Below are 24970 nucleotides of genomic sequence, written 5' to 3' on the forward strand. Positions count from 1 at the left end.
AGAGGATGGGCAGCATCGGGCCGGTAACGGCCAACCCCTACCCGTGGCCCTACGACGGCGCGGCGGACACCGCGCGTACCGCACTGCTCTGCATCGACTGGCAGACCGACTTCTGTGGACCGGGCGGCTACGTCGACGCGATGGGTTACGACATCGGCCTCACCCGGGCCGGCCTGCCGGCCACTGCCCGGCTACTGGAGCACGCACGATCGCTCGGGATGCTTGTCGTACACACCCGGGAGGGACACGACCCGCAGCTGTCGGATCTGCCGGCGAACAAGCGGTGGCGTTCGGCGCGTATCGGCGCCGAGATCGGCGCCGCCGGACCGGCCGGCCGGATCCTGGTCAGAGGTGAGCCGGGCTGGGAGATCGTGCCCGAGGTGGCCCCGGTGTCCGGTGAGGTGATCATCGACAAGCCGGGCAAGGGCGCCTTCTACGCCACCAACCTCGACCTGGTGCTCCGCACCCGGGGCATCACCCACCTGATCCTCACCGGCATCACCACCGACGTCTGCGTGCACACCACAATGCGCGAGGCGAACGACCGTGGGTACGAGTGCCTGATCCTCTCCGACTGCACCGGCGCCACCGACAAGGCCAACCACGACGCGGCACTGCACATGGTCACCATGCAGGGCGGTGTCTTCGGCTGCGTCACCACCTCCGACGACGTCATCGCCGCCACGGCCAGGTGAGGTGCGCCCATGTTGACCATCGCCGCCGCACGGCCCGGACCGTACTTCTTCGACCTCTCGACCACGGCGCTGCTCGTCATCGACATGCAGCGCGACTTCCTGGAACCTGGCGGTTTCGGTGAGAGCCTGGGCAACGACGTCGGTCAGTTGCGCCGGACCATCGCGCCGCTCGCGGCGCTGCTGGCCGACGCCCGAGCCGTCGGCCTGAGCATCCTGCACACCCGCGAGGGGCACCTGCCCGACCTGTCCGACTGCCCGCCGGCCAAGCTCAGCCGCGGCGCGCCGAGCAAACGGATCGGTGACCCCGGACCCAAGGGCCGCATCCTGGTCCGTGGCGAGTACGGCCACGACATCGTCGACGAGCTGACGCCGCTGCCCGACGAGCCGGTCATCGACAAGCCCGGCAAGGGCGCCTTCCACGCCACCAACCTGGACGTCCTGCTCACCGAGCGGGGCATCCGCAGCCTCCTGGTCGCCGGGGTCACCACCGAAGTGTGCGTGCACACCACCGTCCGGGAGGCCAACGACCGCGGGTACGAGTGCCTCGTGCTCGCCGACTGCGTCGGGTCCTACTTCCCCGAGTTCCACCGGGTCGGACTCGACATGATCGCCGCCCAGGGCGGCATCTTCGGCTGGGTCGCCGACTCGGCGCAGGTACGCGCCGCGCTACCCACCACCGGAGTGTTGCAGCCCTCCTCCTGACCGGGAGCAGCCATGACCTCGACCAAACCCACAGTCGTCCCGCTCCCGTACTGGGTCCGCGGCGACACCAACGCGTTCTTCGGTTTCGGCGTCAACGTCCTGGTCAACGTGCTCACCCTGACCGGGCTCTGCCTCGCCGTGGTGAACCTTCCCGAGGGGGAGGTGTTCGGCACCATCCTGCCGGCGCTCGGCATCGCCCTGGTCGCCGGGAACATCTACTACACCTACCTGGCCCGCCGGCTGGCTCGACGGGAGAACCGCACCGACGTGACGGCACTGCCGTACGGGCCGAGCGTGCCGCACATGTTCATCGTCATCTTCGTCATCATGCTCCCCATCTACCTGCGCACCCAGGATCCCGTACGGGCCTGGGAAGCCGGTCTGGCGTGGGCCTTCATCATCGGCGTGATCGTGTTGATCGGCGCGTTCGTCGGGCCGTACATCCGCCGGTACGCGCCCCGGGCCGCGCTGCTCGGCACCCTCGCCGGAATCTCCATCACGTTCATCTCGATGAACCCGGCCGGGCAGATGTGGCGGATGGCCTGGGTCGCACTACCGGTCTTCGCGTTGCTGCTGATCGGTCTGCTGACCGATGTGAAGTTGCCGTTCAACTTCCCGATCGGGCTCGCCGCGCTGCTGCTCGGCACCGCTATCGGTTGGGTCGGTGGGGCGATGTCGGTGCCGGACGTGACGGCCGCGGCCCGGGACATCGCGGTCGCCGTCCCCTCGTTCAAGCTGGACCTGCTCTTCACCGGGCTCGCCGACATGGCGCCCCTGCTGGCGACGGCGATCCCGCTCGGCGTCTACAACTTCACCGAGGGCATGACGAACGTGGAGAGCGCGGCCACCGCCGGGGACAACTACAACCTGCGCAGCGTGCTGCTCGCCGACGGTGCGGGCGCGGTGATCGGGGCAGCGCTCGGCTCGCCGTTCCCACCGGCCGTCTACGTCGGGCACCCGGGCTGGAAGGCCGCCGGTGGACGCAGCGGTTACTCGATGGCGACCGGTGTGGTGATCGCGCTGCTCTGCTTCCTCGGCATGTTCGGGCTGCTCGGCGCGATCTTCCCGACGGCGGCGATCGTGCCGATTCTGCTCTACATCGGATTGCTGATCGGTGCACAGGCGTTCCAGGCGACCCCCAGGGCGCACGCCGCGGCAGTGGTCGCCGCGCTGATCCCGAACATCGCGGCCTGGGCCACCGGGCAGATCGACAACACCCTGGCGGCGGCCGGCACCACCGCCGCGGCGGTCGGTGACGATGCGCTCAACGGCGCCGGAGTGATCTACGACGGGCTGATGGTGCTGGGTCAGGGCGCGATCCTCGCCGGCCTGGTGCTCGGCGCGGTGGTGGTCTTCATCATCGACAAGCGGTTCGGTCGGGCCGCGATCTTCGCCGGCTCCGGTGCGCTGCTGTCATTCATCGGGTTGATCCACGGCGAGCGGATCGAGTGGAACGCCAACGGTCAGGTGGCCCTCGGCTACCTTTTCGTCGCGGTGATCTGTGTGGTCTTCGCGCTGGGCCGCCCCACGCCCCGCGAACCCGGACCGGAGGAGGTCGAACTGGACGGAGAGCCCGACCGGGCCGACCCTGCCACCGATCGGTCAGCCGGCGAGCAGCGGACCTCGGCGCTGAGAGGCTGACCCGGCGGGCCCGGTCGGGGGCGTCACGGCTCCCGACCGGGCCGGCAAGTTCCCGGACCGAACGGACCGAAGGGACGTACCGCATGGAGATCGACCGGACGGACGTGGTCGCCGAGGTGGCGGCGGCCTTCGCCGACTACGAACGGGCGCTGGCCGACGGGGACGCCGACCGGATCTGCGGGTACTTCTGGGATTCCGAGCGGACAGTGCGGTTCGGCCTCGCCGACCATCAGTACGGGCTTGACGAGCAGCGCAAGTGGCGTGCCGCGCAGCCACCGCTGCCGGCCGGTCGCCGGCTGGTCGACCCGATCGTCACCACGTTCGGCCCGGACCTGGCGGTCGTGACAACCCGATTCGGGTACGACGGCACCGCCGCCACCGGGCGGCAGACCCAGACCTGGGTACGCCTGCCCGTCGGCTGGCGGATCGTCACCGCGCACGTCTCAGTCTCCGCCGCTCCCACCGCCTGACGGCAACGCGCCGCCCGGGAAAGGAACCGAGCGGCGCATCTACGACATGAGGGGCGTTGCCTGGTGCGGTACTAGGCGCGCCTGGCCCACTGCTGGTTGGCGCCGCCGTGGCAGGCCCAGAGGTGAAGTTGCGTCCCATTGGCCGTGCCGGATGCGACGGCGTCGAGGCACAGCCCCGATTGGGCGCTGGTGATGGTGCCGTTGGAGTTCAGGTTCCACTGTTGGTTGGCTTGGCCGTTGCAGTCCCAGATGAGGACCGCGGTGCCGTTGCTGGTGCCCGCGCCGCTGGCGTCGAGGCACTTGTTGCCGTAGACGGTCAGGGTGCGGTTGGCGGTGTGGGTCCAGCGCTGGTTGGTGCCACCGTGACAGTCCCACAGCTGCGGGCGGGCGCCGTTGGCGGTACTGGAGTTGGGGATGTCGATGCACCGGCCGGACTGGCTCCCCGCGATCAGCACGTTCTGCTGGCCGGGCGGCGGGGTGGTCGGCGGGGGAGTGGTGGGCGGCACGTCCGACCCGAACTGGGTGAAGAACCGCCACACTTCCTGCTTGACCCAGCTCCGCGCGCCGCTCTCACAGCCGGCGCACCCGTCCACCGGGCCCTGCTGGTGGCCGCCGTCGAACGCGGCCCAGAGCACCGGGTATCCGGGCTGGCAGGAGTACGCGGTGGTGATGTGGGTCAGGCTGCCAGCCCTCGGCTCGGGCGGGCTCTGTGCGGCGCATCCGTTGTTGCGGACGAACCTGTCGCGCAGCGACCGTCCGCTGGGGATGTTGTCGTTGATGCCGTGAATCCCCAGGTACGCCACTGGCTGGGTGCCGCCGCTGCATCCGCTGATCGCCCCCGGGGCCGCGATCGCCGCGACCGCCCGGAACACCGTCGGCCGGGAACACGCCAACGAGTAGCTCATCGCGCCGCCGTAGCTGAACCCGACCGAGAAGCGTTGTGTGGTGTCGACGCAGAGAGCGTTGTCGATCATGCGGATCATGTCGTCGGTGAAGGTGACGTCCTCACCGTTGGAGTTGCCCCAGCCGTTGTTGAGGCCCTGCGGGGCGACGAAGATGGTGGTGTTGTTCGACTGGGAGAGCATGCCGTAGTAGGCCCACGCGGCCCCGTCGGAGCCGCCGCCCGCGACCTGGCTGGCGGTGCCGCCCAACCAGTGGAACCCGAAGGCCAACCGGTGGGCGTAGGTGTTGTTGTAGTTGTCCGGCAGCCGAAGGATGAAGCTGCGGCTCTTTCCGCTGCTCTGGATGGTGTGGGTGCCGCTGTTCAGTCCGGGCGCCTTGCCGCAGCCGGCGGTGGTGGCCGCTGCCGCCGGTGAGACTGTCGTGAGGACGTACATTCCTACGGCGATCAGGACCATCACCGCCATGGCTGCCCCCAGCCAGGGGGCGGAGAGTTTGCGAATTGGCACGGCCGATCCTCCTTGTGGGTGGTTGAACATCCGTTGGGCCGGTCCCCGTCCCGGGAACCTCGCCGGGCTCAGCTCCGGCTCCAGCGTTGGTTGGCCGCGCCGGTGCAGTCCCAGATCTGGACGCGCGTGCCGTTGGCAGTGCCGTTGCCGACCATGTCCAGGCACCGGCCCGAACCAACTCCGGTGATCGAGCCGTCGGTGTTGAGCCGCCACTTCTGGTTGGACTGGCCGTTGCAGTCCCAGATGATCACCGTGCTGCCGTTCGCGGTGCCGGCGCCGTTGACGTCGAGGCACTTGCCGCCGAAGACGCGCAGCTCCTGGGCGGCGGTCGAGGTCCAGCTCTGGTTGCTCTGGCCGTGGCAGTCCCAGATGATCGCCGCCGCGCCGTTGGTCTGCGAGGCGCCGTTGACGTCGAGGCACCGTCCGGAGGACGTGCTGCGCAGGGGCGACGTGCCGCTCGGTGGCGGGGTGGTGGTCGGTGGCGGTGTCGTGGGGTCGGTGCTACCGAACTGGGTGAAGAACCTCCACACCTCGCCCTTGGTCCAGGTCCGGGCGCCGCTGTCCCCGCCGCCGTCCACCGGGCCGGGGGTGTGCCCGCCGTCGAAGGCGGCCCAGACCACCGGATAGCCGGACTGGCATCCCGAGTAGGTGGTGGTGATGTGGGTCAGGCTGCCCGCCCTCGGCTCCGGCGGGTTCTGCGCGGTGCACCCGTTGTTCCGCACGAACCTGTCACGCAGGGACCGTCCGGCGGAGATGTTGAGCACTGAGTCTCCGATGCCGTGGATCCCCATGTATGCGATCGGCTGGGTGCCGCCGCTGCACCCGCTGAGCTGCCCGCCGGCGTAGACCGCGACAGCGCGGAATACCCCTGCCCGGGAACAGGCCAGTGAGTAGCTCATGCCGCCGCCGTAGCTGAAGCCGAGCGCGAAGCGTTGCGTGGTCTCGACGCAGAGGTCTGCCTCGATCACCCTGATCATGTCGTCGACGAAGGTGACGTCCTGGCCGCCGGGGTTGGCCCAGCCGTTGCCGTTGCCCTGGGGGGCGACGAAAATGGTGCTGTTGTTCGCCTGCTGCCGCAGCCCGTAGTAGGACCAGGCGGCCCCGTCGGACCCACCGCCGTCGACGTCGTTCGCGGTGCCGCCGTTCCAGTGGAATCCGAAGATCAATCGGTAGGGATGGTTCCTGTCGTAGTTGTCAGGAATCCTCAGGATGAAACTACGGTTCTGGCCGCTGCTCTGGATGGACCGTTGGCCGCTGGTCAACGTGGGCGCCTTGCCGCACCCGGCGGTCGCTGCGGCCGCTCCGATGTTCGCGGCCGACGCGGTGGTGCTCAAACCACCGGCCAGTGCCCCCGCGCTCACTGTCATGACGACGGCCGCCGCCGTCGCAAGCAGTCCAAGGATGGGTCTACGTCTTGTCATGAAAGGGCTCCCGCCACTCGGCACGAACTGGTTGAAAGAGGTCCACGGCAACCCGCACGCCGCCACGACGCGCCGCTGCGGGTCACCCCATCGACCACGTTCGCCGCGGACGAACCCCAGAGGACGCGATGTGCCGGCGGCGCCCGGCCGGCTCGTCGACGCAGGTTTCCGCCACTGGTCTCGCTGCCCACGCAGGACCAGTCGGTCGTCGAATCGACTGTGGCCACACCGTGCGCCCGAACACCACGCGACCGTTCGCCCGACGGTGTCGGAAGACCCGGCTCGGCGTCGAATCGATTCGCTCCGACGCTAGATCGCGTAGTGAAAGATGTCAATGCCGTGTCCGGCAGGTTGCGACCCGGCTGGACCGGTCAGGCGCTCGTGAGATCTGCCGCGCCGAAGGAGACCGCGAACCGCTTGCACCAGATGGAGACGCTGCGGAAGTCGGCCGGGTCCACCGACGCCGGCAGCTCGTACACCTGGTTGCCCTTGTTGCCCTTGAGCTTGGCGAGCTCGACCCATTCGCCGTCGTCGAACACCCGCCAGCCGGCCGTGCCCCGGATGACCGGTTGGTCGGTCAGCCACACCCGAAGGTCCGGACCGTTCGACGTGTTCAGGTCTCGGATGATGAGCTGGTGGCGCCCGTCGGCGAGCCGGTGGATCTCGGCACTGCCGGTCGTCCGGTGCTCATGGGTGACGAACTCGCCGGTGGTCAGGATCTCGTTCGCCGCTGGGGTGGCCGCCGAGGTCGCGGGGGCCGGCGTCGAGGACTCCGGGGTCGCGGACGCCGGGACTGGGGCGGCCGATGTCGTCGCTACGCGGGGAATCGCCTCGTCGACGTAGGTGTCGGTGAACAGCTTCCACGGCTGGAACCAGTAGAGGCCCAGCATCGCCACGACGACAGCGACTGCGAGACCGGCTCGGACCACCGGCGACCGGAACATCCGTTTTCTCACCCCCGCAGCGTACGGCCGCAGCCGCCGTCGAACTGTTCGCGAACCCTTTCGGAACTCTTACGACGCTCACCGCTCCGTATCTGCCAGGGCCAGTCCGCACGGGCAGGCTCCCTGGTCCTCCGGCAACGTCTTCACCGCGTCACCGAGCAGGAGGCGCAGGCGATCGATGTTCCGGGCGAAGACAGTGAACACCTCCTGCTGGGTCACGCCCTGGCCAACCTCGACGCCCGAGTCGAGGTCGGTCACCACTGACAGCGCTGTGTAACACAGTGCCAGTTCGCGGGCCAACACCGCTTCCGGATGGCCGGTCATGCCGACGACCGACCAGCCCTCCCGGCCGTACCAGCGCGATTCGGCGCGGGTGGAGAATCGGGGCCCTTCGATGACGACCATCGTCCCGCCGTCGACCGGCTGCCAACCGGCGGATCGGGCGGCGTCGAGGACAGTGGCCCGTCCGACCGGACAGTAGGGGTCGGCGAAGGGCACGTGAACGACCTGGGAGGGCTTCCCGTCCGCGCGGGGCTGCCCGTCGTAGTAGGTCTGCTCCCGGCCGCTGGTCCGGTCGACCAGTTGGTCCGGTACGACGAGCGTCCCCGGGCCCAGATCCGGTCGCAGGCCGCCCACGGCGCCCGGTGCGAGCACCTGGCGGACGCCGAGTGCGCGCAGCGCCCACAGGTTGGCCCGGTAGTTGATGCGGTGTGGGGGGAGGGTGTGCCGGCGTCCGTGGCGGGGCAGGAACACCACCGGCCGCCCGGCGACACTCCCGACGGACAGCGCGTCGCTCGGCGGTCCGTACGGTGTGTCGACGGTGACCTCTGCGACGTCGTCGAGGAACTCGTAGAACCCCGATCCGCCGATCACGGCGACCGGCGGGCGATCGGTCGTGCTGGTGTCTCCTGCTGACATGTGTGCCCCTCCTGGGCGAACAGTGAAAACGGGTGGGGGTCGACTCAGCGACGGTCTGCCCGTCGGTGCGCGACGCGTCGGTCGACGGTGGTGGCGACGACCAGGACGACCACGATCACGGCCCACACGACAGCCAGCCCGACAGCGAGCCCCAGCGGGTAGTCGCGGTCCGGTAGGCCCGGGTTCGGAGGCGCCGAGGGTGGTCGCCACAGCAGGGGCACCGCGATCAGCAGCAATGTGGCGCTGGCCAGCAGACCCGCGGCGATCCAGGCCCGGCGCAACCGATTCGTCACCAGTCGACCCAGCGCCAACCCGGCCAGTCCGACCAGCGGTGCCACCAGGACGTCGTGCAGCACCGGGCCGCCGATCAGCCATGGCAGGGCGGTGCCGAACTGGGGAAGCAGCAACCAACCGCCGTACGCGGTGGCCGCGGCACCGACCACGAACAGGAGCAGCCGGACGGTTCTCACCGCAACACCTCCAGCCGGGCCACCCACTTGGTCTGCAGGACGCCGGGCCGACTCGGCGCGATGAGTCGACACGGGTAACCGTGGTCGGGCGAGAGTTGCTCGCCATTGATTCGCAGCGCGAGCAGGGTCAGCGGGTCGCGGGCATGGGCCGCAGGGAGCGTGCTGGCCGCGTACAGGCCGTCGGTCTCCAGCGAGGTGACCCGAACCGGTCGGCCGGCCGGTGCGCCGGCCCGGCGGAGCAACTGAACGACGGGCACGCCGGTCCAGTGGGCCGAGGCGCTCCAGCCCTCGACGCAGGCGATCGGCAGTTCCGCCGTCCGTTGCGGCAGGGCCGCCAGGTCGGCCAGGGACAGGCTGTCTCGCCCGCCCGGCCAGACGATCTCCAGTCGCCAGTCCGGGGGAACGACGATGCGCGCGGCAGCCGCCGTACGGTTGATCGGTACGCCCTGCGGCCCGGACGCGGAACGCCACGCCAGCGGTGACACCCGACGTAGCCACGGCACTGTGACCCCGGCGGTGGCCAGCACGGCGACGCCGGCGACGCCCACCGAGGTACGCAGGAACGCGCGTCGCGCGGACGAGTCCCGATCGTCAGGCCCTGGTGTCGCGGCCGGTAGCGCTCCGCTGCGCCGCAGTGGCGTGCTCAGCGCCGTGCGGGCCACCGGGAGCTTCACCGCGACGTGCAGCAGCATCGCCCCGACCACCAGCCAGGCGACCGCGTAGTGCGCCGTCGGGAAGAAGAACCCCCACGGGTACGACTGGGCGACGTTGAACAGGCCCGTGACCAGTTCGAAGAACGCGCCGCAGACCAGCACCAGGACGGAGATCCGTTCGAGGGTGTGGGCGGACAACCGGATCGGCTGACGGAGGGGCGGACGGACGAACAGCCGGGGGTAGACGCTCCACAGTTTGGCCAGCAGCAACGGGATCGCCGCGACACCGGAGAGCACGTGAACGCCCTGGGTGACCCGGTACAGGTTGACCGGTCGGGTCGGCCAGGTGAACCAGCCCGGCGGGTGCTGGATGTAGTGGCTGAGCAACCCGGTGCCGAAACACAGCCCGAACGCCACCCCGAGCCAGAGGCCGAGCCGGGCGGTGACCAGCGGTGAGTGCGAGGGCCCGGTGAAGTCCTCGGGGGCGGGGACGCGTGGCCGGCGGATCATGAGCGTGCCAACTCGACGAACCAGCGTGGACCGAACCGGAAACGGTCGACGACGCGAAGGCCGGCAGCGGCGGCGGCACGGGCCACCGCCTCCGCCCCGACCCGCGCCCAGCGAAACGCCGGCCCGCGCAGTTCCCGATCGCCGGACGATCCGGACAGGACGTACGCCTGCCCCTGCCACAGCCCGGCCCCCGGGGGTTCCACCTCGACCACCAGCGTTCCGTCGGCCGCGACCAGGGTGCCGCACCGGCGCAGCAGGCGGACCGGGTCGCCGCCGATGCCGATGTTGCCGTCGATGAGCAGGGCGTGCGCCCACCTCCCCTCGCCGGGAAGGGGTTCGAAGACGTCGCGTCGCAGGGCCACCACACCTCGGCCCTGGGTCAGACGTACCGCCTCGGCGGAGATGTCCACACCCAGTGCGACGAGGCCGCGCTGGGCGAGTGCCCTGGTCAGCCGGCCGGGGCCGCAGCCGAGATCGATCGTGGGCCCGGTGCAGCGTGCGGCGACGGACTCGATTGCCGGTTCGGGCGGGCCGTGCCAGCGCCGTACCGGCAACAGGTCACGTCGCCCGTCGGTGTGCACCAGCCAATGGTCGGGTTGGGTCGCCGGCCTCGGGCCGACCGGCGTGCCGTGGGCGTCCTGGTCGGCGGACCAACCGCCGAGTCTGCCCAGCACCACGTCGAAACCGTCGAGACTGATCGTCGGATTCACCGGGGGTGTCCGCTCAGCAGATGGCCGCCCACCGACGCGACGGCGTCCGCGAACCGGGTGCCGGGTAGGCCGGCCGCGACCGCCAGCGCCGTCGACCAGTCGTCGACATCGCGCAGCACTGGCAGGATCGCCGGTTGTACGCCGTGCCCGCGCAGCGCGGCGAGGGTGCGGCGCCCGGTGTCGTCGGTCGACATGGGTACGTCGCGTAACGCGCTCGCGTACCTCGGATCGCGTAACCCGAGTGCCCACCAGCCACCGTCCAGCGCCGGCCCGAACACCGCCTCGTGTTCGGCGAGCCGGTCCAGCGCGGCGGTGAGCACTGCCGGCCCGATCTGCGGGGTGTCCATGCCGATCTGCAGCACCGGTCGGCCGGGAAATGCCGCAGCGGTGTCGGCGTGGGCGTTCGCGAGGCGGTCGGCGAACGTGCCGCCGCGCTGCGGAAGCAGGTGCCAGCCCGCCAACGCTGCGGTCAACTCCGCGCCGAACTCGGCATCGGCGAACCGACCGGTGTGGGCCAGCACGGGAATGGTCGAGGCGGTGGCACGCACCGCCGCGAGGGTGTCCAGCAGCGACGCCGCCGCGATCCGGGCCGCCTGGGTGGGATCGGCTGGCGGGCAGAGGCGCGTCTTCGCCTGCCCGGGGACCGGCGCCTTCGCGACCAGGAGCAGGACGTTCACCGGCCACCACCGGCGTCGGCGCGCAGCACTCCGGCGAAGTCCCGGGTCGCCCGCAGCGTGCCCCGGACCGACCCGGAGACCTTCGAGCGGGTGCCGGCGGCCCGGGGCGCGTACGCGACGTCCAGTTCGAGGATCCGCCAGCCCGCTCCGGCGGCGCGCAGCAGCAACTCCAGGGGGTAGCCGAACGCCCGGTCGTCGACCCCGAGGCCCAGCAGCGCCGCCCTGCGGGCCACCCGGATCGGGCTGATGTCGTACACCGGCACGCCACGACGCCGCAGCAGGGCCGCGACCAGCGCGTTCCCGGCGCGGGCATGCCACGGCCAGGCATCCGCCGAGACCGGCCGACGCCGCCCCACGGCGAGATCGGCTCGCCCGTCGAGCACCGCCGAGGAGAGCCTGGGCAACTCGGCCGGGTCGAACGAGCCGTCCGCGTCGAGCACGCAGACCAGATCCGCCTCCGCCGCCAGCAGGCCGGCGTGCACGGCAGCGCCGTACCCGCGTCGCGGCTCGTGGACGACCCGGGCTCCGTGCTCGGCCGCGACGCCCGGCGAACCGTCGGTGGAGCCGTTGTCGACCACGATGGCGCGGTAGCCGGGCGGTAGCCCGCTCAGTACGGCAGGCAGTGCGGCCGCCTCGTCCAGACACGGCAGCACCACGTCGATCGTTGTGTGCATACCGGCGACGCTAGGCCCGCCACCGGCCGCCCGGACCGCGGTTTCTCCTTACGAATCGCTTACACGGCAACGGATCTTACGACTCGCTGACGTCTCACCGTCTGGCCGACGAATGCCTGGTGGGAGGTCGTATCGTCGGCCGTCACCATGACCATGATGACCCGGCCGGGACGAACCCGGTCCGCCGACCTGATCGTCCTCGGCGCCGAGGTGGCTCTGCTCGCCGTCGCCGTCGCCGTCGGCGCCCTGCTCAACCACCAGGGCGTACGGCTGCACGCCGACGCGGCGCCGCTCTACGCGAGTTGGCAGCCCCACCTGGGGCCCGGCACCCCCGCCGCGCTTCTCGTCGCCGCGCTGTTCGTCTGGCGGGGCGTGCGCTGGGCAACCGACACGCCGTGGCCGCGACTGCTGGCGGTCGGCTACCTCGCCTCGCTGCTCTGGACGCTGTCACTGGCCCTGGTGGACGGCTGGTCCGCGGGGTTGACCGAGCGGCTCACAGTGCAGGCCGAGTACCTGCACGAGGTGCCCCGGGTGACTGACGTCGGCATCATGCTGTCCGGCTTCGCCGACCGGATTCTCGACTTCCAGCCCGACTCGTGGTCCACCCACGCTGCCGCTCACCCACCGGGAGCGTTGCTGTTCTTCGTCTGGCTGGAGCGGATCGGCCTGGGCGGCGGGACCGCCGCCGGGCTCGCCTGCGTGCTGCTCGGCGCCACGGTGTCGGTGTCGGTTCCGGTGACGTTGCGGGCACTCGGCGCCGAGGACGCGGCCAGAGCGGTGTGGCCGTTCCTGGTGCTCCTCCCGGGGGCGGTCTGGGTGGGCGCGTCCGCGGACGGGATCTTCGCAGCGGTGGTCGCGGCCGGGCTGGCGTTGCTGGCGGTGGGTGGCCGACCAGGGGCTGTACTGGGCGGCTTGCTACTCGGCTTCGCGCTCTACCTGTCGTACGGGTTCGTCCTGGTCGGGTTGCTCGCGTTGACAGTGGTGTTGCTCCGGGCGCGGGACCGCCTCGGCGTGCTCCTGGTCGCGGCGACGGCGGTCGCGGGCGTCGTCGCCGTGTTCACCCTCGCCGGCTTCTGGTGGCTGGACGGCTACCACCTGGTGGCACGTCGTTACTACCAGGGCTGGGCGGCGGAACGTCCGTACGGTTACTGGGTCTGGGCGAATCTCGCCGCCCTGCTGCTCTCGGCCGGCCCGGTGGTCGGGCCGGCGCTGCGGCGGGCGGTGGCCGCCGTGTCGATCCGAGCACCGCACCCGCCGCTCGCGACGGCCCTCCGGCAGCGGATCGCCAGCGCCGGGCCCACTGTGTGGCTGCCCATCGCGGCGACGGCGGCGGTGCTCGCGGCGGACCTGTCCGGGCTCAGCAAGGCCGAGGTCGAGCGGATCTGGCTACCGTTCGCCGTCTGGCTGCTGGTCGCCACCGCGCACCTGCCCCACTCTCACCGACGGTGGTGGTTGGCCGCCCAGGCCGCCACGGCTCTCGCCGTCAACCACCTACTGTGGACGGTGTCGTGACCGATGCCGGGTCCCGCATCACCGCCGTGGTGAAGTCGGCGATGCCAGCGGCGAAGCCGACTCGGGCGGTGAAACCGAGCACCCGGGCGGCGCGCGCCGGATCCGCCACGACGTGCCGTACGTCCGCCGCCCGTCCGCCCCCGACCGTGACCGGCGGTGGCCCGCCCATCGCCGCCGCCAGCTCGTGGGCCAACTCGCCGACGGTGTGTGGTTCGCCCGAGCAGACGTTGATCGGGGTCAGGGGATCCGGTGCCGGTGTCGTGAGGGCCAGCAGGTTGGCAGTGGCCACGTCGGTCACGTGCACGAAGTCGCGCCGTTGCCGGCCGTCCTCGAGCACCCGGGGCGGTCGTCCGGCGGCCAGGGCCGACCGGAAGATCGACGCGACCCCCGAATACGGAGTGTCACGGGGCATTCGCGGACCGTAGACGTTGTGGTAGCGCAGGGCCCAGACCGATCCGCCGGTCTGCCGGGCCCAGGCACCGGCGAGGTGTTCCTGGGCCAGCTTGGTGGCGGCGTACGTGCTGTGCGGCTCCAGCGGCGCGTCCTCGGGCACGAGACCGGGGGAGAGCGCCTGGTCGCAGCGAGGGCAGGTCGGCTCGTACTGGCCCTCGGCCAGGTCGACGACCCGGCGGTTGGCCGGCCGGACGATCCCGTGGGTGGGGCAGTGGTAGCGGCCCTCGCCGTAGACCACCATCGAGCTGGCCAGCACCAACCGGCGTACGCCGGTGGCGTGCATCGCCGCGAGGAGGGTGGCGGTGCCGAGGTCGTTGTGCGCGGCGTACCGGGGGGCGTCGGCCGGGTCGATGCCATGGCCGACCATGGCCGCCTGATGGCAGACCGCGTCGACCCCGGCCAGTAGCCGGGTCAGCAGCTCGCCGTCGCGTACGTCACCGACCACCACGTCGTGCCGCTCGGTCCACGGCGGCGCCGTCGCAGCGTGCGCCTCGGGCAGGAGCGCGTCCACTGCCACCACCTCGTGCCCGTCGTCGGTGAGCAGGTCGGCGACGTGTGAGCCGATGAACCCGGCCGCACCGGTGACAAGGATCCGCATTCCGGTCACCGTATGACCTCGCGTACGCCCGCTCGGGTTTTCGCGCGCAGCCGTAAGAACCTCGCAAGGTTTGCCGGTGCGGGCGGAGTCTGGTACGTGGCTACGCTGGGCCGATGGACATCTGGGGGAGACGTTGACGGGGCGGAACGGGGAAGGTCCGTGACACAGCGGGTGCTGGTGGTCGACGACGATCAGACAGTGAGCGACGTCATCCGTCGTTACCTCGAGAACGACGGCTTCCAGGTCAGCCTCGCGGCGGACGGTGCGGCGGCACTGGCTGCCGTGGAGCGGGAGGCACCACACCTGGTCGTGCTCGACCTGATGCTGCCGCTGCTCAACGGGCTGGAGGTGTGCCGGGCACTGCGGGTACGCCCGGACGGCGTACCGATCGTCATGCTCACCGCCCGCGGTGACGAGGCCGACCGGATCCTCGGGCTGCAACTCGGCGCGGACGACTACCTGACCAAGCCCTTCTCACCCCGGGAACTGGTGCTGCGGGTCCGTTCGGTGCTCCGTCGCGCCGGCGGTGCGACGCCACCCGAGCGGCCGGAGGCACTCACCGACGGCAACCTGGTGGTGCACACGGCCTCCCGAACCGCCCGCCTCGCCGGTGCGGATCTGGCCCTGACACTGCGCGAATTCGACCTGCTCGTCCACCTCATGCGGCATCCGTCCCGGGTGTTCGGCCGGGCCGAACTCCTTGAACAGGTCTGGGGCTGGAACTTCGGGGACCACTCGACAGTGACAGTGCACGTACGCCGGCTGCGGGAGAAGATCGAGGCAAACCCGGCCGATCCGCAGCGGATCGTGACCGTCTGGGGCGTCGGCTACCGCTACGAGCCGGCCCATGCGTGACGTACTCCTGATCTTCGCGCTCGCCCTCGGCGCGGCGCTCGGCATCGGGCTCGCCGGCGCGGTGCTGCTGCGCGCGCTTCGACGCAGCTCGATCACCGTGCACCTCAACGTGCTGCTCACCACCACCGTGGTCGCCGTCGCCGTCGGGGTGATGGCGGTCGCGGAGGCGATGTTCCTCTCCGCGCACGACCTTGAGGTGGTCCTGATCACCGTCGCGGCGGCAGCGGTGGTCAGCCTCGCCGTCGGCGGGCACTTCGGTCGGCGACTGGCCCGCGCCGCGGTGTGGCGCGACCAGGCCCGGGAGCGGGAACGGCAACTGGAGAAGGGCCGGCGCGACCTGGTCGCCTGGGTCTCCCACGACCTGCGGACCCCGCTCGCCGGGCTGAGAGCCATGGCCGAGGCGCTGGAGGACCGGGTGGTTCGTGATCCGGACACTGTCGACGAGTACCACCGACGCATCCGACTGGAGACGGACCGGATGACCCGACTCGTCGACGACCTGTTCGAGCTGTCCCGGATCAACGCGGGAGCGTTGCGGTTGTCGCTGACGGCGGTGCCGCTCGGAGAGGTGGTCTCGGACGCGCTGGCCAGCACCATCCCGTTGGCCGACGCTCGCCGGATCAAGTTGATCGCCAGCGAGTCGGGGTGGCCGACGGTCGCCGCGAGCGAACCGGAGCTGGCCCGGGTCGTGGCCAACCTGCTGCTCAACGCGGTCCGCTACACCCCTGAGGACGGCACCGTACGCATCGAAGCCGGCCGGGAGGACGACCATGCCTGGCTGTCGGTAGCCGACACCTGTGGCGGCATCCCCCCGGCCGACCTTCCCCGGCTGTTCGACATCGCCTTCCGTGGTGAACCGGCCCGCACGCCCGGCCCCGGCGACGGCGGGGCGTCCGGAGGGCTCGGCCTGGCCATCGTGCATGGCCTGGTGGAGGCGCACGGCGGTCGGGTCGAGGTGCGCAACACCCCCGACGGCTGCCAGTTCATGGTCCGCCTGGCGACCGCCTGAGGCAACGAACGGTGGCGCCGCCGGCCAGCGTCTCCCACAGCGCGCGCAGGGCGTACCCGTCGCCTCTCCAGGTCCGTCGACGGCTCGTGCCATTCGACAACCCTCGATAGGACGTGCACCTCCCGGGACGACGCGATTTGCCGGATCTGACTACGCTTTCCACTGTCTCGGAGGCGATCGATGGAGGGCGCATGTCGGTGAATGAGCCGGCGAGCGGGGAGTTCGCTCGCATGCTGGACGCGACGGTCGGCGCGCTGCGCGCCGCCGGCACCGCGCCGGAGGACGAGGAGGCCGCGCGCCTACGTCGGGTCGGTGAGTCCGCCGAGGGGCAGGTCCGCGCCGAGTTTGGCGCTGACGGCCGGTTGGAGTCGCTGACGCTGGATCCACGGATGATGCGGCTCGGCGCGGCCGAGGTCTGCGACCACGTGATCGCGGCCGTGAACGCGGCGATCGACTCGATGCGCGGCGGTGGCCCGGCGGTGGCCTCCGGCGACCTCTCGCAGCTCACCGAGCAGCTGGAGCAGGTTCGTGACACGGCCGTGCCGCGGCTCGGTGCGTTCCTGCAGGCGCTCACTGACGCGCAGGAGCGGATGGCCCGAGGAGGTTCCCGATGAACGGCTTCGAGGTCGAGCCCGCGCTGCTGCGTTCCGGCGGCGATGAGGTCATCGGCGCCGCCGAACGCTTCATCGGGCAGTTGGAGAGCTTCGAGGCGCAGATGCAGGGGTACGGCGAGCCGTGGGGCGCCGACGACATCGGCTCGCTGATCGGTATCGCGTACACGGAGGCGTCCACCTGGGTTCTGGACTGCATCGGCGTTGCCGCCGAGGAGATCGGCTCGGCCGGCAGCGATCTGACGAAGATGGCCGACAACTTCGAGCTGGTCGAGGACGCCGCCGCGGGCGCGCTGCGGGACATCCAGGGAATGCTGGGGTGACGGTGTGGGACTCCAACTGCCGGGTGAACTGATCACGGCACTCGGCTGGATCGGCTACAGCTGGCCCGAGGCCGACGAGGAGAAGCTTTTCGAGATGGGCCAGGCCTGGCTGGACTTCTCCGGCACGGTCGCCGACGCCTCCGGGGAGGCCGGTTCGGCTGCTGCGGCGATCTGGTCGCAGCACCGGGGCGAGTCGATGCAGGCGTTCCAGAAGTGGTGGTCCAACCCGGAGACCGGTCCCGGAACACTGCCGGACTACGCCGAGGCCGCGATGCTGATCGGCACCGGGCTGATCATCGCCGCCGCGATCGTGCTCGCACTGAAGATCCAAGTGATCGTGCAGCTGGCGATCCTCGCCTTCGCGGTGGCTCAGGCGATCGCCACCGCCGTCGTCACGTTCGGCGCGTCGCTGGCCGAGGTCCCGATCTTCCAGATGATCACGCGAGAGATCGTCGGTCTGCTGATCGACCAGGTGATTCAGGAGCTCCTCGATGCCTAGCAGGGCGCCGAAAAGCTCGAAGAAGCGCGGCGGCGCGGGCAAGCCGAAGGTTGGCAAGGGCGTCCGCGCGGCGGTGAAGAAGGCCGCCGCCAAGCCGGTGGTGCGCAACAACGACCTGCCCGAGGTCACGATCAAGGTGCAGCGCAGGCCGTTCCACGCGCGCGGCCAGTTCGACCGCAAGATGAACGCGCTGAAGAAGCTCAGCGACGAGGGCAAGTTGTTCAAGCAGGCGAACCCGGTCGGCCGGGACAAGACGATCACGGCCGACTACAAGAAGCGCATCCGGCAGAAGATCTTCGACAAGTACTGGCCCCACGACAAGAAGATGGCGAACGCCCTCGCCGCCCGGCTCCGCAAGCAGCAGCCCGACCATGTGTGGGAGCTGCAACTCGGCGGCGCCGACGACGTTAGTAATCTGAAGCTCCTGGACGGTAGAACAAACTGGGATGTCGGCGGGCAAATCTGGCGTCAGATCATGAACCTGCCTGACGGCACACCGATCCGAATAGAGGTAGTGGATTGAATCTCGAGTTGCGGGAGCTCATCGCGGAGCTGCGTACCGACCTGGAGGCGGGCCAGCCGACGACGCTGGCGTGGGCCCAGATCAACGAGGGTGCCCCGGCCGACCAGATTCCCGCCGAGCTGCCGCAGCCGGTCCGGGAGCTGCTGGCGACCGCCAACGGCATCCTGGCCGGAGCGTTCGACCTGCCCGCGCTCGCGGACCTCGACGACGTCCAGTACTACATCGAGCAGATGCCCGAGTTCACCGGTGTCGCCGACGAACCCGCCGAATGGCTGGTCATCGGCACACTGAACGACGAGCCGCTGCTGATCCGACGCGACACCGGCGCGGTCTGGTACTTCCCGGCGGAGACCACCGACGAGTGGTTCATGCGTGAGATGTTCCTCGACGTCGCGCCGGACCTCGACTCGTTCCTCGCCTACTACGTCTTCGGCGCCGGGTACGGGGAGGTCGCCTTCGACGACGACGAGTGGTGGAGCTTCCTCGACGAGCACGGTCTGACGACGCCCGGTGACGATGACGAGGAGGCGGACGATTGACCGCGACGCATGAGGAGCTCACGGCGCTCTGGGGCGCCGATGGGATGATCTACTTTCCGCTCGACCGGTTCGACGACGTGCTCGGTCCGCTGACGCCAGAGGTCTTCCCGCCGTTCGGGGCCATCCCGGTCGACGTGCCGATCCTGTTCACTGTCGACGTCGACGTTCCCGGCATGGAGTTGTTCTCCAAGCTGAAGATCGAGATCGGCGAGGCCAGCCCGCGCATCCACATCGTCCTCGGCAGCTCACCCGAGGACCCGCAGCTGCTCTTCTGCCTCGACGCGCTGACCGGTGCCGTCGTGTTGCTGGATCTGGAAACCCCCAACTTCGAGACGGTCAACGCGACCTTCGCCGCGTTCGTCGAGTTCCTCTACCGGCTCGGAGGGCTCATCGCCACGGATCCGGGCGGTCGGGCCCGCGCCGCCCGCGCCGCCGCGATCCGCGAGGAACTGACGGGCGTCGACTCGTCAGCGTTCGCCGACCCGAAGTCCTGGTGGAGCACGGCCTTCGATCAGCTGGAGTCCACCAGCGGCTAGCCTCGCCGCTGCCGGCCGTGAACGCCGTAGGTTCACCGCGCTCGCGGCACCGGTATGGACACGGCCGGCTGCTCCGACGGTGCTGCCTCTCGATGCCATGCCTCGGCGAGGAGGGCGTAGGTGTAGCCGTCCACCCAGCCCAGTTCGGCGTGCCAGGAATCGCCGACGCCGTGCTGCTCCCGACGCATGCCGACCTTCTCGAGGATTCGCACCGAGGCGAGGTTGTCCGCGAAGCAGCCGGCGGTGATTCTCCGAACGCCGAGCCGGTCGAATGCGTGCGCCACCACAGCGGTCACCGCCTCGGTCGCGTACCCACGTCCGCCGAAGGCGGGATCGAAGATGTAGCCAAGCTGGGCCTCGGTCCGTGGTGGCATGCCGGGTTGACCCATGCCGTCGACGACGTCGAGCGAGACGGTTCCGATCACCACGCCGTCGAGCGTGGCCGCCATGCTGTGGTCGTCGGGGTCTGCGGCCGCGCGTCGCCACGCCGCGCGGAAGGACGCGGGGTCGACCTGCGTGCGGAGTAGCCAGCGCGTGACCTGCGGCAGATTGCGGTACTCCAGCATCCGGTCGACGTCCTCGTCCCGCACCGGGCGAAGCTCGAGGCGTTCAGTGCGTACTGTGGTGTTCTCCATGAGGCGGGACGCTAGTGGACGCACCCCGGCGAGACGCCCGAATATCGGCCCGATGGCCCCTGCCCCGTCCTCGGTGGGAGGGGGCGCACGGCTCAATCGACCCGCTGGGCCAGCACCTGCCCCGGCCAGGATCCGGCCAGGAACGTCTCGGTGGGAGTGAACCCGTTGCGCTCGTAGTACGCCACCAACTCGCCGCCACCGCCCGCCCAGCAGTCGACCCGTAGCAACCGCACGCCGGCTCGCCGGGTTTCCTCCACCGCGTGTGCCAACAGGGCCGACCCGAGCTTCCGCCCGGCGAATCGTCGATCGGAGACCAGGAGGCGGACGAATCGCTCTGGTTCTTCCGCAGGCGCGATCGGTGCCCGCGGGTCGGGCCCGGAATCCAACACGAGGGCTGCGGCCGGCGTCCCGTCCACCTCCGCGATGAACGGGAGGTTCTCGGTCAGGTACCGATCGACCTGTGCGGCCCTTTCGGGTTTCTCCGAGAACGGCGTCGTGCCCCACTGCTCGGTGTTGCCGCGGTCGTTCATCCACACCACCGCGGAATCGAGCATGGTCAGTACGGCGGGCGCGTCGGCCGGGCCACCGCGTCTGATGCGTACGCCGGCGGTGGTGTCCATGACCGAATGGTAATCCGAGGAATGGCCGATCACGATCGAGGGCGTCACCCGTCCTGACCCCCACCCCCAGGTCCGAAGTCCCCGGAGGTCAGGGTCCGACTCATCGCCGTCAGTAGGCGCTCGAGGGTTCGGCGGTCGTTGTCGGTCAGGCCGCGGAGGATTGCCGCCTCGTTGGCCAGATGTTCCTCGATGAGCCGGTCGGTCAACGCCACGCCGGTCGGCGTCAGCCCGACCACTCTGCCGCGCGCGTCGGCTGCGGAGACCGAGCGCGACACGAGGCCGCGGGCGATCAGCCGGTCCACCCGCTTGGTCACGGCTCCGGTGGTCACGAGCATCCGTTGGCTCAGCTGGCCTGCCGTGAGCGTGTAGGGCTCGCCCTCGCGGCGCAGCGCCGCGAGCACGTCGAAGTCACCGTTGCCGAGGTCCGCCGCGGCGAACGGCGGCCGCAGGGCCTCATCGAGTACGGCAGCCAACTGTTGGATGCGACCGATGATCAGCAACGGGGTGGGGTCGAGGTCCGGTCGCTCGCGACCCCACTGCCCAACGATGTCGGCGATCCGGTCGTCATTCACCGTTGCATCTTACCTTCCAGGGAAGATAAGTTGCCTTCCGTGGAAGACAACTCGCCTCGAACGTCAACTCCGGTGGTCACGGCGTACGTGGATCCGTCCTGTCCGTTCGCCTGGATCACCTCCCGTTGGCTGATGGAGGTCGCGAAGATGCGGCCGCTCACTCTGCGGTTCGAGGTGATGAGCCTCGCGGTGATCAACGAGCACCGTGACCTGGAGCCCTGGTACCGCGAATTCAACGATCGGGCGTGGGGGCCGGCCAGGGTGTGTGTGGCGGCAGCCACGCATCACGGCCCCGCCGCCCTCGCACGGCTGTACCCGGCGCTCGGCCGCCGGATCCACGACGCCGGCGACAAGGACTTCGACACCGTCGTCCCGCTGGCCCTGACCGAGGCCGGCCTCCCCGCCGACCTGGCCGACGCCGCCCACCGCAGCGACCTCGACCCGCAGATGCGGGCGAGCACCGCCCACGCACAGCAACTGGTGGGCGAGGACCTCGGCACCCCGACTGTCGTCGTCGACGACGTGGCCTTCTTCGGCCCCGTGCTGACCTCGATCCCTCGTGGCGAGGAGGCCGTCCGCGTCTTCGACGGCGCTCGCCTGCTGGCCGGCTGCCCGGCCTTCTCCGAACTCAAACGCGCCCGGTCCGACGGCCTCACCTTCGCGTAGCTCCACCGCTGCCGACGGGGGAGTCGGGTACCCCCGCACTGGTCGACCCAGGTCTGTCGATGCTTCGTCACCGGAGGTTCGGCGTCGCGTCGGCTCGAATCGATAGTGTCCGTTGGTCGGCCAGCGCCGGCGGCCCATGCGGAGGGAGTTCGATGCGCACGACAACGGACTGGTCGGCCCGCGCCCTGGGCGCTCTCGCGGGCGCGGTCGCGCTGGTGGCGGCCCTGCTGCCGGCGGCGCCGGCCGCTGCCGCGAGCGTGGGCTTCAAGGCGGCCACGCTGAACATCTACTACGGGCTGAGCCAGGCCGACTTCGTGCACGACCTGAACCTGATCGCGTCCAAGGCCGACCTCGTCGGACTCAACGAGGTCGACGCCCGCAAGGCTTTCCTGGCGAACTGGGCCGCCGACAACGGCTGGTGGCTGTACGCGCCGGGCGGCACCAACCAGGCCGGCGAGGCGTTGATCGCCAAGAAGAGCATGTTCGACGTACTCGACAAGGGCTCGATTTTCGTTTGTGACACCAACGGTCCGGGCGAGGTGCCGCCAGCGCGGTACAACAACTGGGTCAAGTACCGGCACAAGGCCAGCGGCCGCAACGTGACCCACGTCAACGCCCATGCGGTGGCCGGCATCGAAACCGCCGGCCGGCCGGCGGACCTGCCGCGCACCAGGTGCGCCGAGGCGCAGTTCCAGGGGCTGAAGGAACTGGCGGTCGACAAGCAGGACGAGGGCCAGGTCATCGTGAGCGGAGACCTCAACGTCGACTTCAGCGCCGACCGGAGCTTCGGGTACGCGAAGTTCCCGTGGCAGGTCTTCGAGGCCAACGAGCTGCCGAATCTGCGCTCCAACTACAACCTGTACGGCGAGAAGGGCACCGGGACGCACGGCAACCGGCACATCGACTACGTCTACTTCTGGAAGCGGCTGCCCGAACACCAGCTCATGTGGATGACCGACTACGACATCGTCGGTGGCACCAGGTCCGACCACAACGGTGTCGTCGCGACGTTCTCCATCCAGAGCTGACGCGCCCGCCCTCCGCCGGGTCCTGCGCCCGCTCCCGGCCGAGGCGTTCCGTGCTGCCGGGCAGATGCGACGCGGCTGGCACGGCAGACGACAATGCGAGCGTGACCGACACCGTGCCGGCTTCGCTGCCTGCTGTGATCGAACTCGTCGATGAGTACATGTACCGCGTGCTGAAGGGCGCAGAGGATTCGGTGCTGGTGATCGGGGAGCTGATGGGCGCACTGACCGAGCCGAATGTCGAGGTCAGCGAGGTCAGCGAGGGGAGTGTCGGCAAGCTCTACCCCCTCTTCGGGGGCCTGTCGGACATCGTCGACGGCTTCCCGTTCGACTACGGCGACGGTACTGAGATGATCGCCCAACGGGAGATCCGCGACGCTGCATGGGACTGGCTGATCACGGCGCGTAACGCCGACGGGTTGAAGGCCTACGTCGACCGCTGGATCGCGAGAAGCGCAGCCTTACCGACCATCGAGGACGGGCGGCCGTTCCGCGACATCGCAAGATAGTGGAGTGGCGGCGGGTTCGCATCGAGGGTGTGCGGGCTGACGCCCATCATCGGCGCTCGGGATGTCCCCGGTGCTCCGCCCACTCGGGCGCGAGGATCGACATCACAGTGGCGTCAACCCAGTCGTCGCCGTCGCGCAGGACCTGCCGCAGCGCACCCTCGGCAACGAAGCCGACCTTCTCGTACACCCGCCGCGCCCGGGGGTTGAAGGCGAACACCTCCAGGGAGATGCGGTGCAGGCCGAGCCTCTCGAAACCGTGGCCGACGATCAGGCGTACCGCCTCTGTGCCCAAGCCGCGGTCGCGGCCGGCGGCGGTGAGCAGGGTGCGGAAGTTGCAGTTCCGGTTGGCGGGGTCCCAGTCGTTGAGAACGACCTCGCCGACGCAGGCCCCGGTGGCGCGGTCCACGACCGCCAGGTCGAGTCGGTCGGTCTGCGCGTTGCGGCTGCCGTACCAGGAACGCATCCGCTCCTCGTCGGGAGCGTCGTCGGCCGGGCTGCCGGTCAGCCTGGCCACCTCGGGGTCGGCCACCGCCGCCCGGAAGGTGTCCAGGTCGTCGTCGACGAAGGGCCGCAGGATCACTCGCTCACCGGTGAGGGTGGGCTTGATCGAGAAGTCGGGGGTCTCCTGGTCACTGGGCATCGAGTGATCGTCGGCGCGACCCCCGCGACAGGCAACCAGTTTCCGGGGGCAGGATACGGGGGTGATCCTGATCGTTCCCGCGAACCCGCTGCGTCCACGCCGCCCGGACGAGCACTTCGTGGCCGAGGCTGAAGCGGCCCGTGCTGCGGGATTCGAGGTGGCGATGGTCGACCACGACGCGTTGGCGCGGGGCGGTGACGTACGTCCGGCGATGGCCTCAGTCTCGGGGACCGGTGCGGCGGTCTACCGCGGTTGGATGCTGCGCAGCGAGCGGTACGCGGCGTTCGCCGAGGCTCTCGCCGAGCGCGGTGTGGTGTTGAGAACCACTGCTGAGCAGTATCGGCGGGCACATGAGCTGCCCGGCTGGTACGCGGCGCTGGCGGCGGTCACTCCCGCATCGGTGTGGACCCGGGGCTCGGATCAGGCGGATCTTGACCAGGCGCGCGTCGCGCTCGGGGCGGGACCCGCGGTACTACGTGACTACACCAAGTCGATGAAGCACTACTGGGACGACGCGGCCTTCATCCCCGAGCTCGACGACGCGGTGGCCGTCTGGAGAGTGGCGAGCCGCTTTTTGGAATTGCGTGAGGACGACTTCGTGGGCGGGCTCGTGCTGCGCCGCTTCGAGCGGTTCACCTCCGCCGAGGTACGCACCTGGTGGGTCAACGGCGACTGCGTCCTGATCGGCCCTCATCCGGACAGCCCGAACGACCGCCCTTCGGTCGAGGTCGACCTGGAGTCGCTCGCGCCGATGATCGCCGGGCTCGGTCTGCCCTTCGTCACCGTGGACCTCGCCCTACGCGCCGACGGCGTGTGGCGGGTCATCGAACTCGGCGACGGGCAGGTCAGCGATCGACCAACCACCATCGAGCCCGAAACGATGGTTGCCGCCCTACTCGGGCCCGCCACGCCCGTAGCGCGCGCACGTCGATGAGAGCGCGTGCCCGGCTG

General features: G+C 70.2%; 31 protein-coding genes. 17 read left to right on the plus strand and 14 right to left on the minus strand.

Features of this window, described 5'->3' with window-relative positions; all coding sequences use genetic code 11:
- Nucleotides 1-5 precede the first annotated feature (5 nt).
- The 4 genes from ABZ794_RS03190 to ABZ794_RS03205 all read left to right on the plus strand — a co-directional run bounded on the left by ABZ794_RS03190 (nucleotide 6) and on the right by ABZ794_RS03205 (nucleotide 3508).
- Entirely contained in the window at nucleotides 6-695 is a 690-nt protein-coding gene (locus tag ABZ794_RS03190; protein WP_210783679.1) for an isochorismatase family cysteine hydrolase, read from the plus strand.
- Between the two features lie 9 nt (nucleotides 696-704).
- Nucleotides 705-1397, plus strand: coding sequence for a cysteine hydrolase (locus tag ABZ794_RS03195; RefSeq protein WP_238689899.1), 693 nt, complete (start codon nucleotides 705-707; stop codon nucleotides 1395-1397).
- A gap of 12 nt (nucleotides 1398-1409) precedes the next feature.
- Nucleotides 1410-3038 carry a regulator gene (locus ABZ794_RS03200; protein WP_247669317.1) on the plus strand — a complete coding sequence of 543 codons (1629 nt, stop codon included), beginning with the start codon at nucleotides 1410-1412 and terminating at the stop codon, nucleotides 3036-3038.
- 83 nt (nucleotides 3039-3121) lie between these two features.
- On the plus strand, nucleotides 3122-3508 hold the full coding sequence (locus ABZ794_RS03205) for an AtzH-like domain-containing protein (protein ID WP_210783675.1): 387 nt from the start codon (nucleotides 3122-3124) through the stop codon (nucleotides 3506-3508).
- 71 nt (nucleotides 3509-3579) lie between these two features.
- Here the strand turns inward: ABZ794_RS03205 and ABZ794_RS03210 are convergent, their stop codons facing one another.
- The 9 genes from ABZ794_RS03210 to ABZ794_RS03250 all read right to left on the minus strand — a co-directional run bounded on the left by ABZ794_RS03210 (nucleotide 3580) and on the right by ABZ794_RS03250 (nucleotide 11894).
- The gene (locus ABZ794_RS03210; RefSeq protein ID WP_238690122.1) at nucleotides 3580-4866 is read right to left on the minus strand and encodes a ricin-type beta-trefoil lectin domain protein; all 1287 of its coding nucleotides are present in this window, start codon (nucleotides 4864-4866) and stop codon (nucleotides 3580-3582) included.
- 119 nt (nucleotides 4867-4985) lie between these two features.
- Nucleotides 4986-6338 (minus strand): ricin-type beta-trefoil lectin domain protein, encoded by a 1353-nt coding sequence (locus ABZ794_RS03215; RefSeq protein WP_210783673.1) that lies wholly within the window; start codon nucleotides 6336-6338, stop codon nucleotides 4986-4988.
- 371 nt (nucleotides 6339-6709) lie between these two features.
- Nucleotides 6710-7282 (minus strand): DM13 domain-containing protein, encoded by a 573-nt coding sequence (locus tag ABZ794_RS03220; RefSeq protein WP_210783748.1) that lies wholly within the window; start codon nucleotides 7280-7282, stop codon nucleotides 6710-6712.
- A 78-nt stretch (nucleotides 7283-7360) separates the two neighbouring features.
- Nucleotides 7361-8200: an S-methyl-5'-thioadenosine phosphorylase gene (locus ABZ794_RS03225; protein ID WP_210783671.1), complete on the minus strand. Its 840-nt coding sequence runs from the start codon at nucleotides 8198-8200 to the stop codon at nucleotides 7361-7363.
- Nucleotides 8201-8244: 44 nt separating this feature from the next.
- Nucleotides 8245-8670, minus strand: coding sequence for a hypothetical protein (locus ABZ794_RS03230; protein WP_210783669.1), 426 nt, complete (start codon nucleotides 8668-8670; stop codon nucleotides 8245-8247).
- Nucleotides 8667-9833 (minus strand): molybdopterin-dependent oxidoreductase, encoded by a 1167-nt coding sequence (locus ABZ794_RS03235; RefSeq protein WP_357513942.1) that lies wholly within the window; start codon nucleotides 9831-9833, stop codon nucleotides 8667-8669. Before ABZ794_RS03235 ends, ABZ794_RS03230 begins: the two co-directional genes overlap by 4 nt.
- Nucleotides 9830-10417 carry a class I SAM-dependent methyltransferase gene (locus ABZ794_RS03240; RefSeq protein ID WP_247669333.1) on the minus strand — a complete coding sequence of 196 codons (588 nt, stop codon included), beginning with the start codon at nucleotides 10415-10417 and terminating at the stop codon, nucleotides 9830-9832. Before ABZ794_RS03240 ends, ABZ794_RS03235 begins: the two co-directional genes overlap by 4 nt.
- Nucleotides 10418-10539: 122 nt before the next feature.
- Nucleotides 10540-11220 carry a DUF2064 domain-containing protein gene (locus ABZ794_RS03245; RefSeq protein ID WP_210783665.1) on the minus strand — a complete coding sequence of 227 codons (681 nt, stop codon included), beginning with the start codon at nucleotides 11218-11220 and terminating at the stop codon, nucleotides 10540-10542.
- Entirely contained in the window at nucleotides 11217-11894 is a 678-nt protein-coding gene (locus tag ABZ794_RS03250) for a glycosyltransferase family 2 protein (RefSeq protein WP_238689904.1), read from the minus strand. Before ABZ794_RS03250 ends, ABZ794_RS03245 begins: the two co-directional genes overlap by 4 nt.
- Nucleotides 11895-12050: 156 nt before the next feature.
- On the opposite strand from ABZ794_RS03250, the gene ABZ794_RS03255 reads away from it, so the two are divergent.
- A complete protein-coding gene (locus ABZ794_RS03255; RefSeq protein WP_357513944.1) occupies nucleotides 12051-13406 on the plus strand; it encodes a hypothetical protein in 1356 nt (451 codons plus the stop codon).
- On the opposite strand, the gene ABZ794_RS03260 is transcribed toward ABZ794_RS03255, so the two are convergent.
- Complete coding sequence (locus ABZ794_RS03260) at nucleotides 13378-14457, minus strand: NAD-dependent epimerase/dehydratase family protein (protein ID WP_210783659.1); 1080 nt, start codon at nucleotides 14455-14457, stop codon at nucleotides 13378-13380. The genes ABZ794_RS03255 and ABZ794_RS03260 overlap by 29 nt on opposite strands.
- A 159-nt stretch (nucleotides 14458-14616) precedes the next feature.
- On the opposite strand from ABZ794_RS03260, the gene ABZ794_RS03265 reads away from it, so the two are divergent.
- The 8 genes from ABZ794_RS03265 to ABZ794_RS03300 all read left to right on the plus strand — a co-directional run bounded on the left by ABZ794_RS03265 (nucleotide 14617) and on the right by ABZ794_RS03300 (nucleotide 19352).
- A complete protein-coding gene (locus ABZ794_RS03265; RefSeq protein WP_307850530.1) occupies nucleotides 14617-15312 on the plus strand; it encodes a response regulator transcription factor in 696 nt (231 codons plus the stop codon).
- A complete protein-coding gene (locus ABZ794_RS03270; RefSeq protein WP_210783655.1) occupies nucleotides 15305-16321 on the plus strand; it encodes an ATP-binding protein in 1017 nt (338 codons plus the stop codon). Before ABZ794_RS03265 ends, ABZ794_RS03270 begins: the two co-directional genes overlap by 8 nt.
- Nucleotides 16322-16512: 191 nt before the next feature.
- Nucleotides 16513-16935 carry a YbaB/EbfC family nucleoid-associated protein gene (locus ABZ794_RS03275; RefSeq protein ID WP_210783653.1) on the plus strand — a complete coding sequence of 141 codons (423 nt, stop codon included), beginning with the start codon at nucleotides 16513-16515 and terminating at the stop codon, nucleotides 16933-16935.
- Entirely contained in the window at nucleotides 16932-17255 is a 324-nt protein-coding gene (locus tag ABZ794_RS03280; RefSeq protein ID WP_210783651.1) for a hypothetical protein, read from the plus strand. The genes ABZ794_RS03275 and ABZ794_RS03280 overlap by 4 nt, the downstream gene beginning before the upstream one ends.
- A gap of 4 nt (nucleotides 17256-17259) precedes the next feature.
- Entirely contained in the window at nucleotides 17260-17754 is a 495-nt protein-coding gene (locus ABZ794_RS03285; protein WP_210783649.1) for a hypothetical protein, read from the plus strand.
- A complete protein-coding gene (locus tag ABZ794_RS03290) occupies nucleotides 17747-18277 on the plus strand; it encodes an endonuclease (protein WP_210783647.1) in 531 nt (176 codons plus the stop codon). Before ABZ794_RS03285 ends, ABZ794_RS03290 begins: the two co-directional genes overlap by 8 nt.
- An 8-nt stretch (nucleotides 18278-18285) precedes the next feature.
- Nucleotides 18286-18816: an SUKH-4 family immunity protein gene (locus ABZ794_RS03295; RefSeq protein WP_247669315.1), complete on the plus strand. Its 531-nt coding sequence runs from the start codon at nucleotides 18286-18288 to the stop codon at nucleotides 18814-18816.
- The gene (locus ABZ794_RS03300) at nucleotides 18813-19352 is read left to right on the plus strand and encodes an SUKH-4 family immunity protein (RefSeq protein ID WP_357513949.1); all 540 of its coding nucleotides are present in this window, start codon (nucleotides 18813-18815) and stop codon (nucleotides 19350-19352) included. Before ABZ794_RS03295 ends, ABZ794_RS03300 begins: the two co-directional genes overlap by 4 nt.
- Nucleotides 19353-19384: 32 nt before the next feature.
- Here ABZ794_RS03300 and ABZ794_RS03305 read toward each other — a convergent pair whose 3' ends face one another.
- The 3 genes from ABZ794_RS03305 to ABZ794_RS03315 form a co-directional block, all read right to left on the minus strand.
- Nucleotides 19385-19987, minus strand: a complete 603-nt coding sequence (locus tag ABZ794_RS03305; protein ID WP_210783641.1) for a GNAT family protein — start codon at nucleotides 19985-19987, stop codon at nucleotides 19385-19387.
- 92 nt (nucleotides 19988-20079) lie between these two features.
- Nucleotides 20080-20607 (minus strand): GNAT family N-acetyltransferase, encoded by a 528-nt coding sequence (locus ABZ794_RS03310; RefSeq protein WP_210783639.1) that lies wholly within the window; start codon nucleotides 20605-20607, stop codon nucleotides 20080-20082.
- 44 nt (nucleotides 20608-20651) lie between these two features.
- Nucleotides 20652-21179: a MarR family transcriptional regulator gene (locus tag ABZ794_RS03315; protein ID WP_210783637.1), complete on the minus strand. Its 528-nt coding sequence runs from the start codon at nucleotides 21177-21179 to the stop codon at nucleotides 20652-20654.
- A 39-nt stretch (nucleotides 21180-21218) separates the two neighbouring features.
- On the opposite strand from ABZ794_RS03315, the gene ABZ794_RS03320 reads away from it, so the two are divergent.
- From ABZ794_RS03320 to ABZ794_RS03330, 3 genes are all read left to right on the plus strand, one after another.
- The gene (locus tag ABZ794_RS03320) at nucleotides 21219-21845 is read left to right on the plus strand and encodes a disulfide bond formation protein DsbA (RefSeq protein WP_210783744.1); all 627 of its coding nucleotides are present in this window, start codon (nucleotides 21219-21221) and stop codon (nucleotides 21843-21845) included.
- Nucleotides 21846-21997: 152 nt separating this feature from the next.
- Nucleotides 21998-22873 carry an endonuclease/exonuclease/phosphatase family protein gene (locus tag ABZ794_RS03325; RefSeq protein ID WP_357513953.1) on the plus strand — a complete coding sequence of 292 codons (876 nt, stop codon included), beginning with the start codon at nucleotides 21998-22000 and terminating at the stop codon, nucleotides 22871-22873.
- A 101-nt stretch (nucleotides 22874-22974) separates the two neighbouring features.
- A complete protein-coding gene (locus ABZ794_RS03330) occupies nucleotides 22975-23379 on the plus strand; it encodes a hypothetical protein (protein WP_357513955.1) in 405 nt (134 codons plus the stop codon).
- 46 nt (nucleotides 23380-23425) lie between these two features.
- On the opposite strand, the gene ABZ794_RS03335 is transcribed toward ABZ794_RS03330, so the two are convergent.
- A complete protein-coding gene (locus ABZ794_RS03335; RefSeq protein WP_210783633.1) occupies nucleotides 23426-24019 on the minus strand; it encodes a GNAT family protein in 594 nt (197 codons plus the stop codon).
- A gap of 61 nt (nucleotides 24020-24080) precedes the next feature.
- Here ABZ794_RS03335 and ABZ794_RS03340 point away from each other — a divergent pair, with 61 nt between their 5' ends.
- The gene (locus ABZ794_RS03340; RefSeq protein WP_357513957.1) at nucleotides 24081-24953 is read left to right on the plus strand and encodes an ATP-grasp domain-containing protein; all 873 of its coding nucleotides are present in this window, start codon (nucleotides 24081-24083) and stop codon (nucleotides 24951-24953) included.
- The last annotated feature ends 17 nt before the right edge of the window (nucleotides 24954-24970 follow it).

It is taken from the genome of Micromonospora sp. NPDC047187, from assembly GCF_040643355.1.
Lineage (GTDB): Bacteria > Actinomycetota > Actinomycetes > Mycobacteriales > Micromonosporaceae > Micromonospora > Micromonospora salmantinae.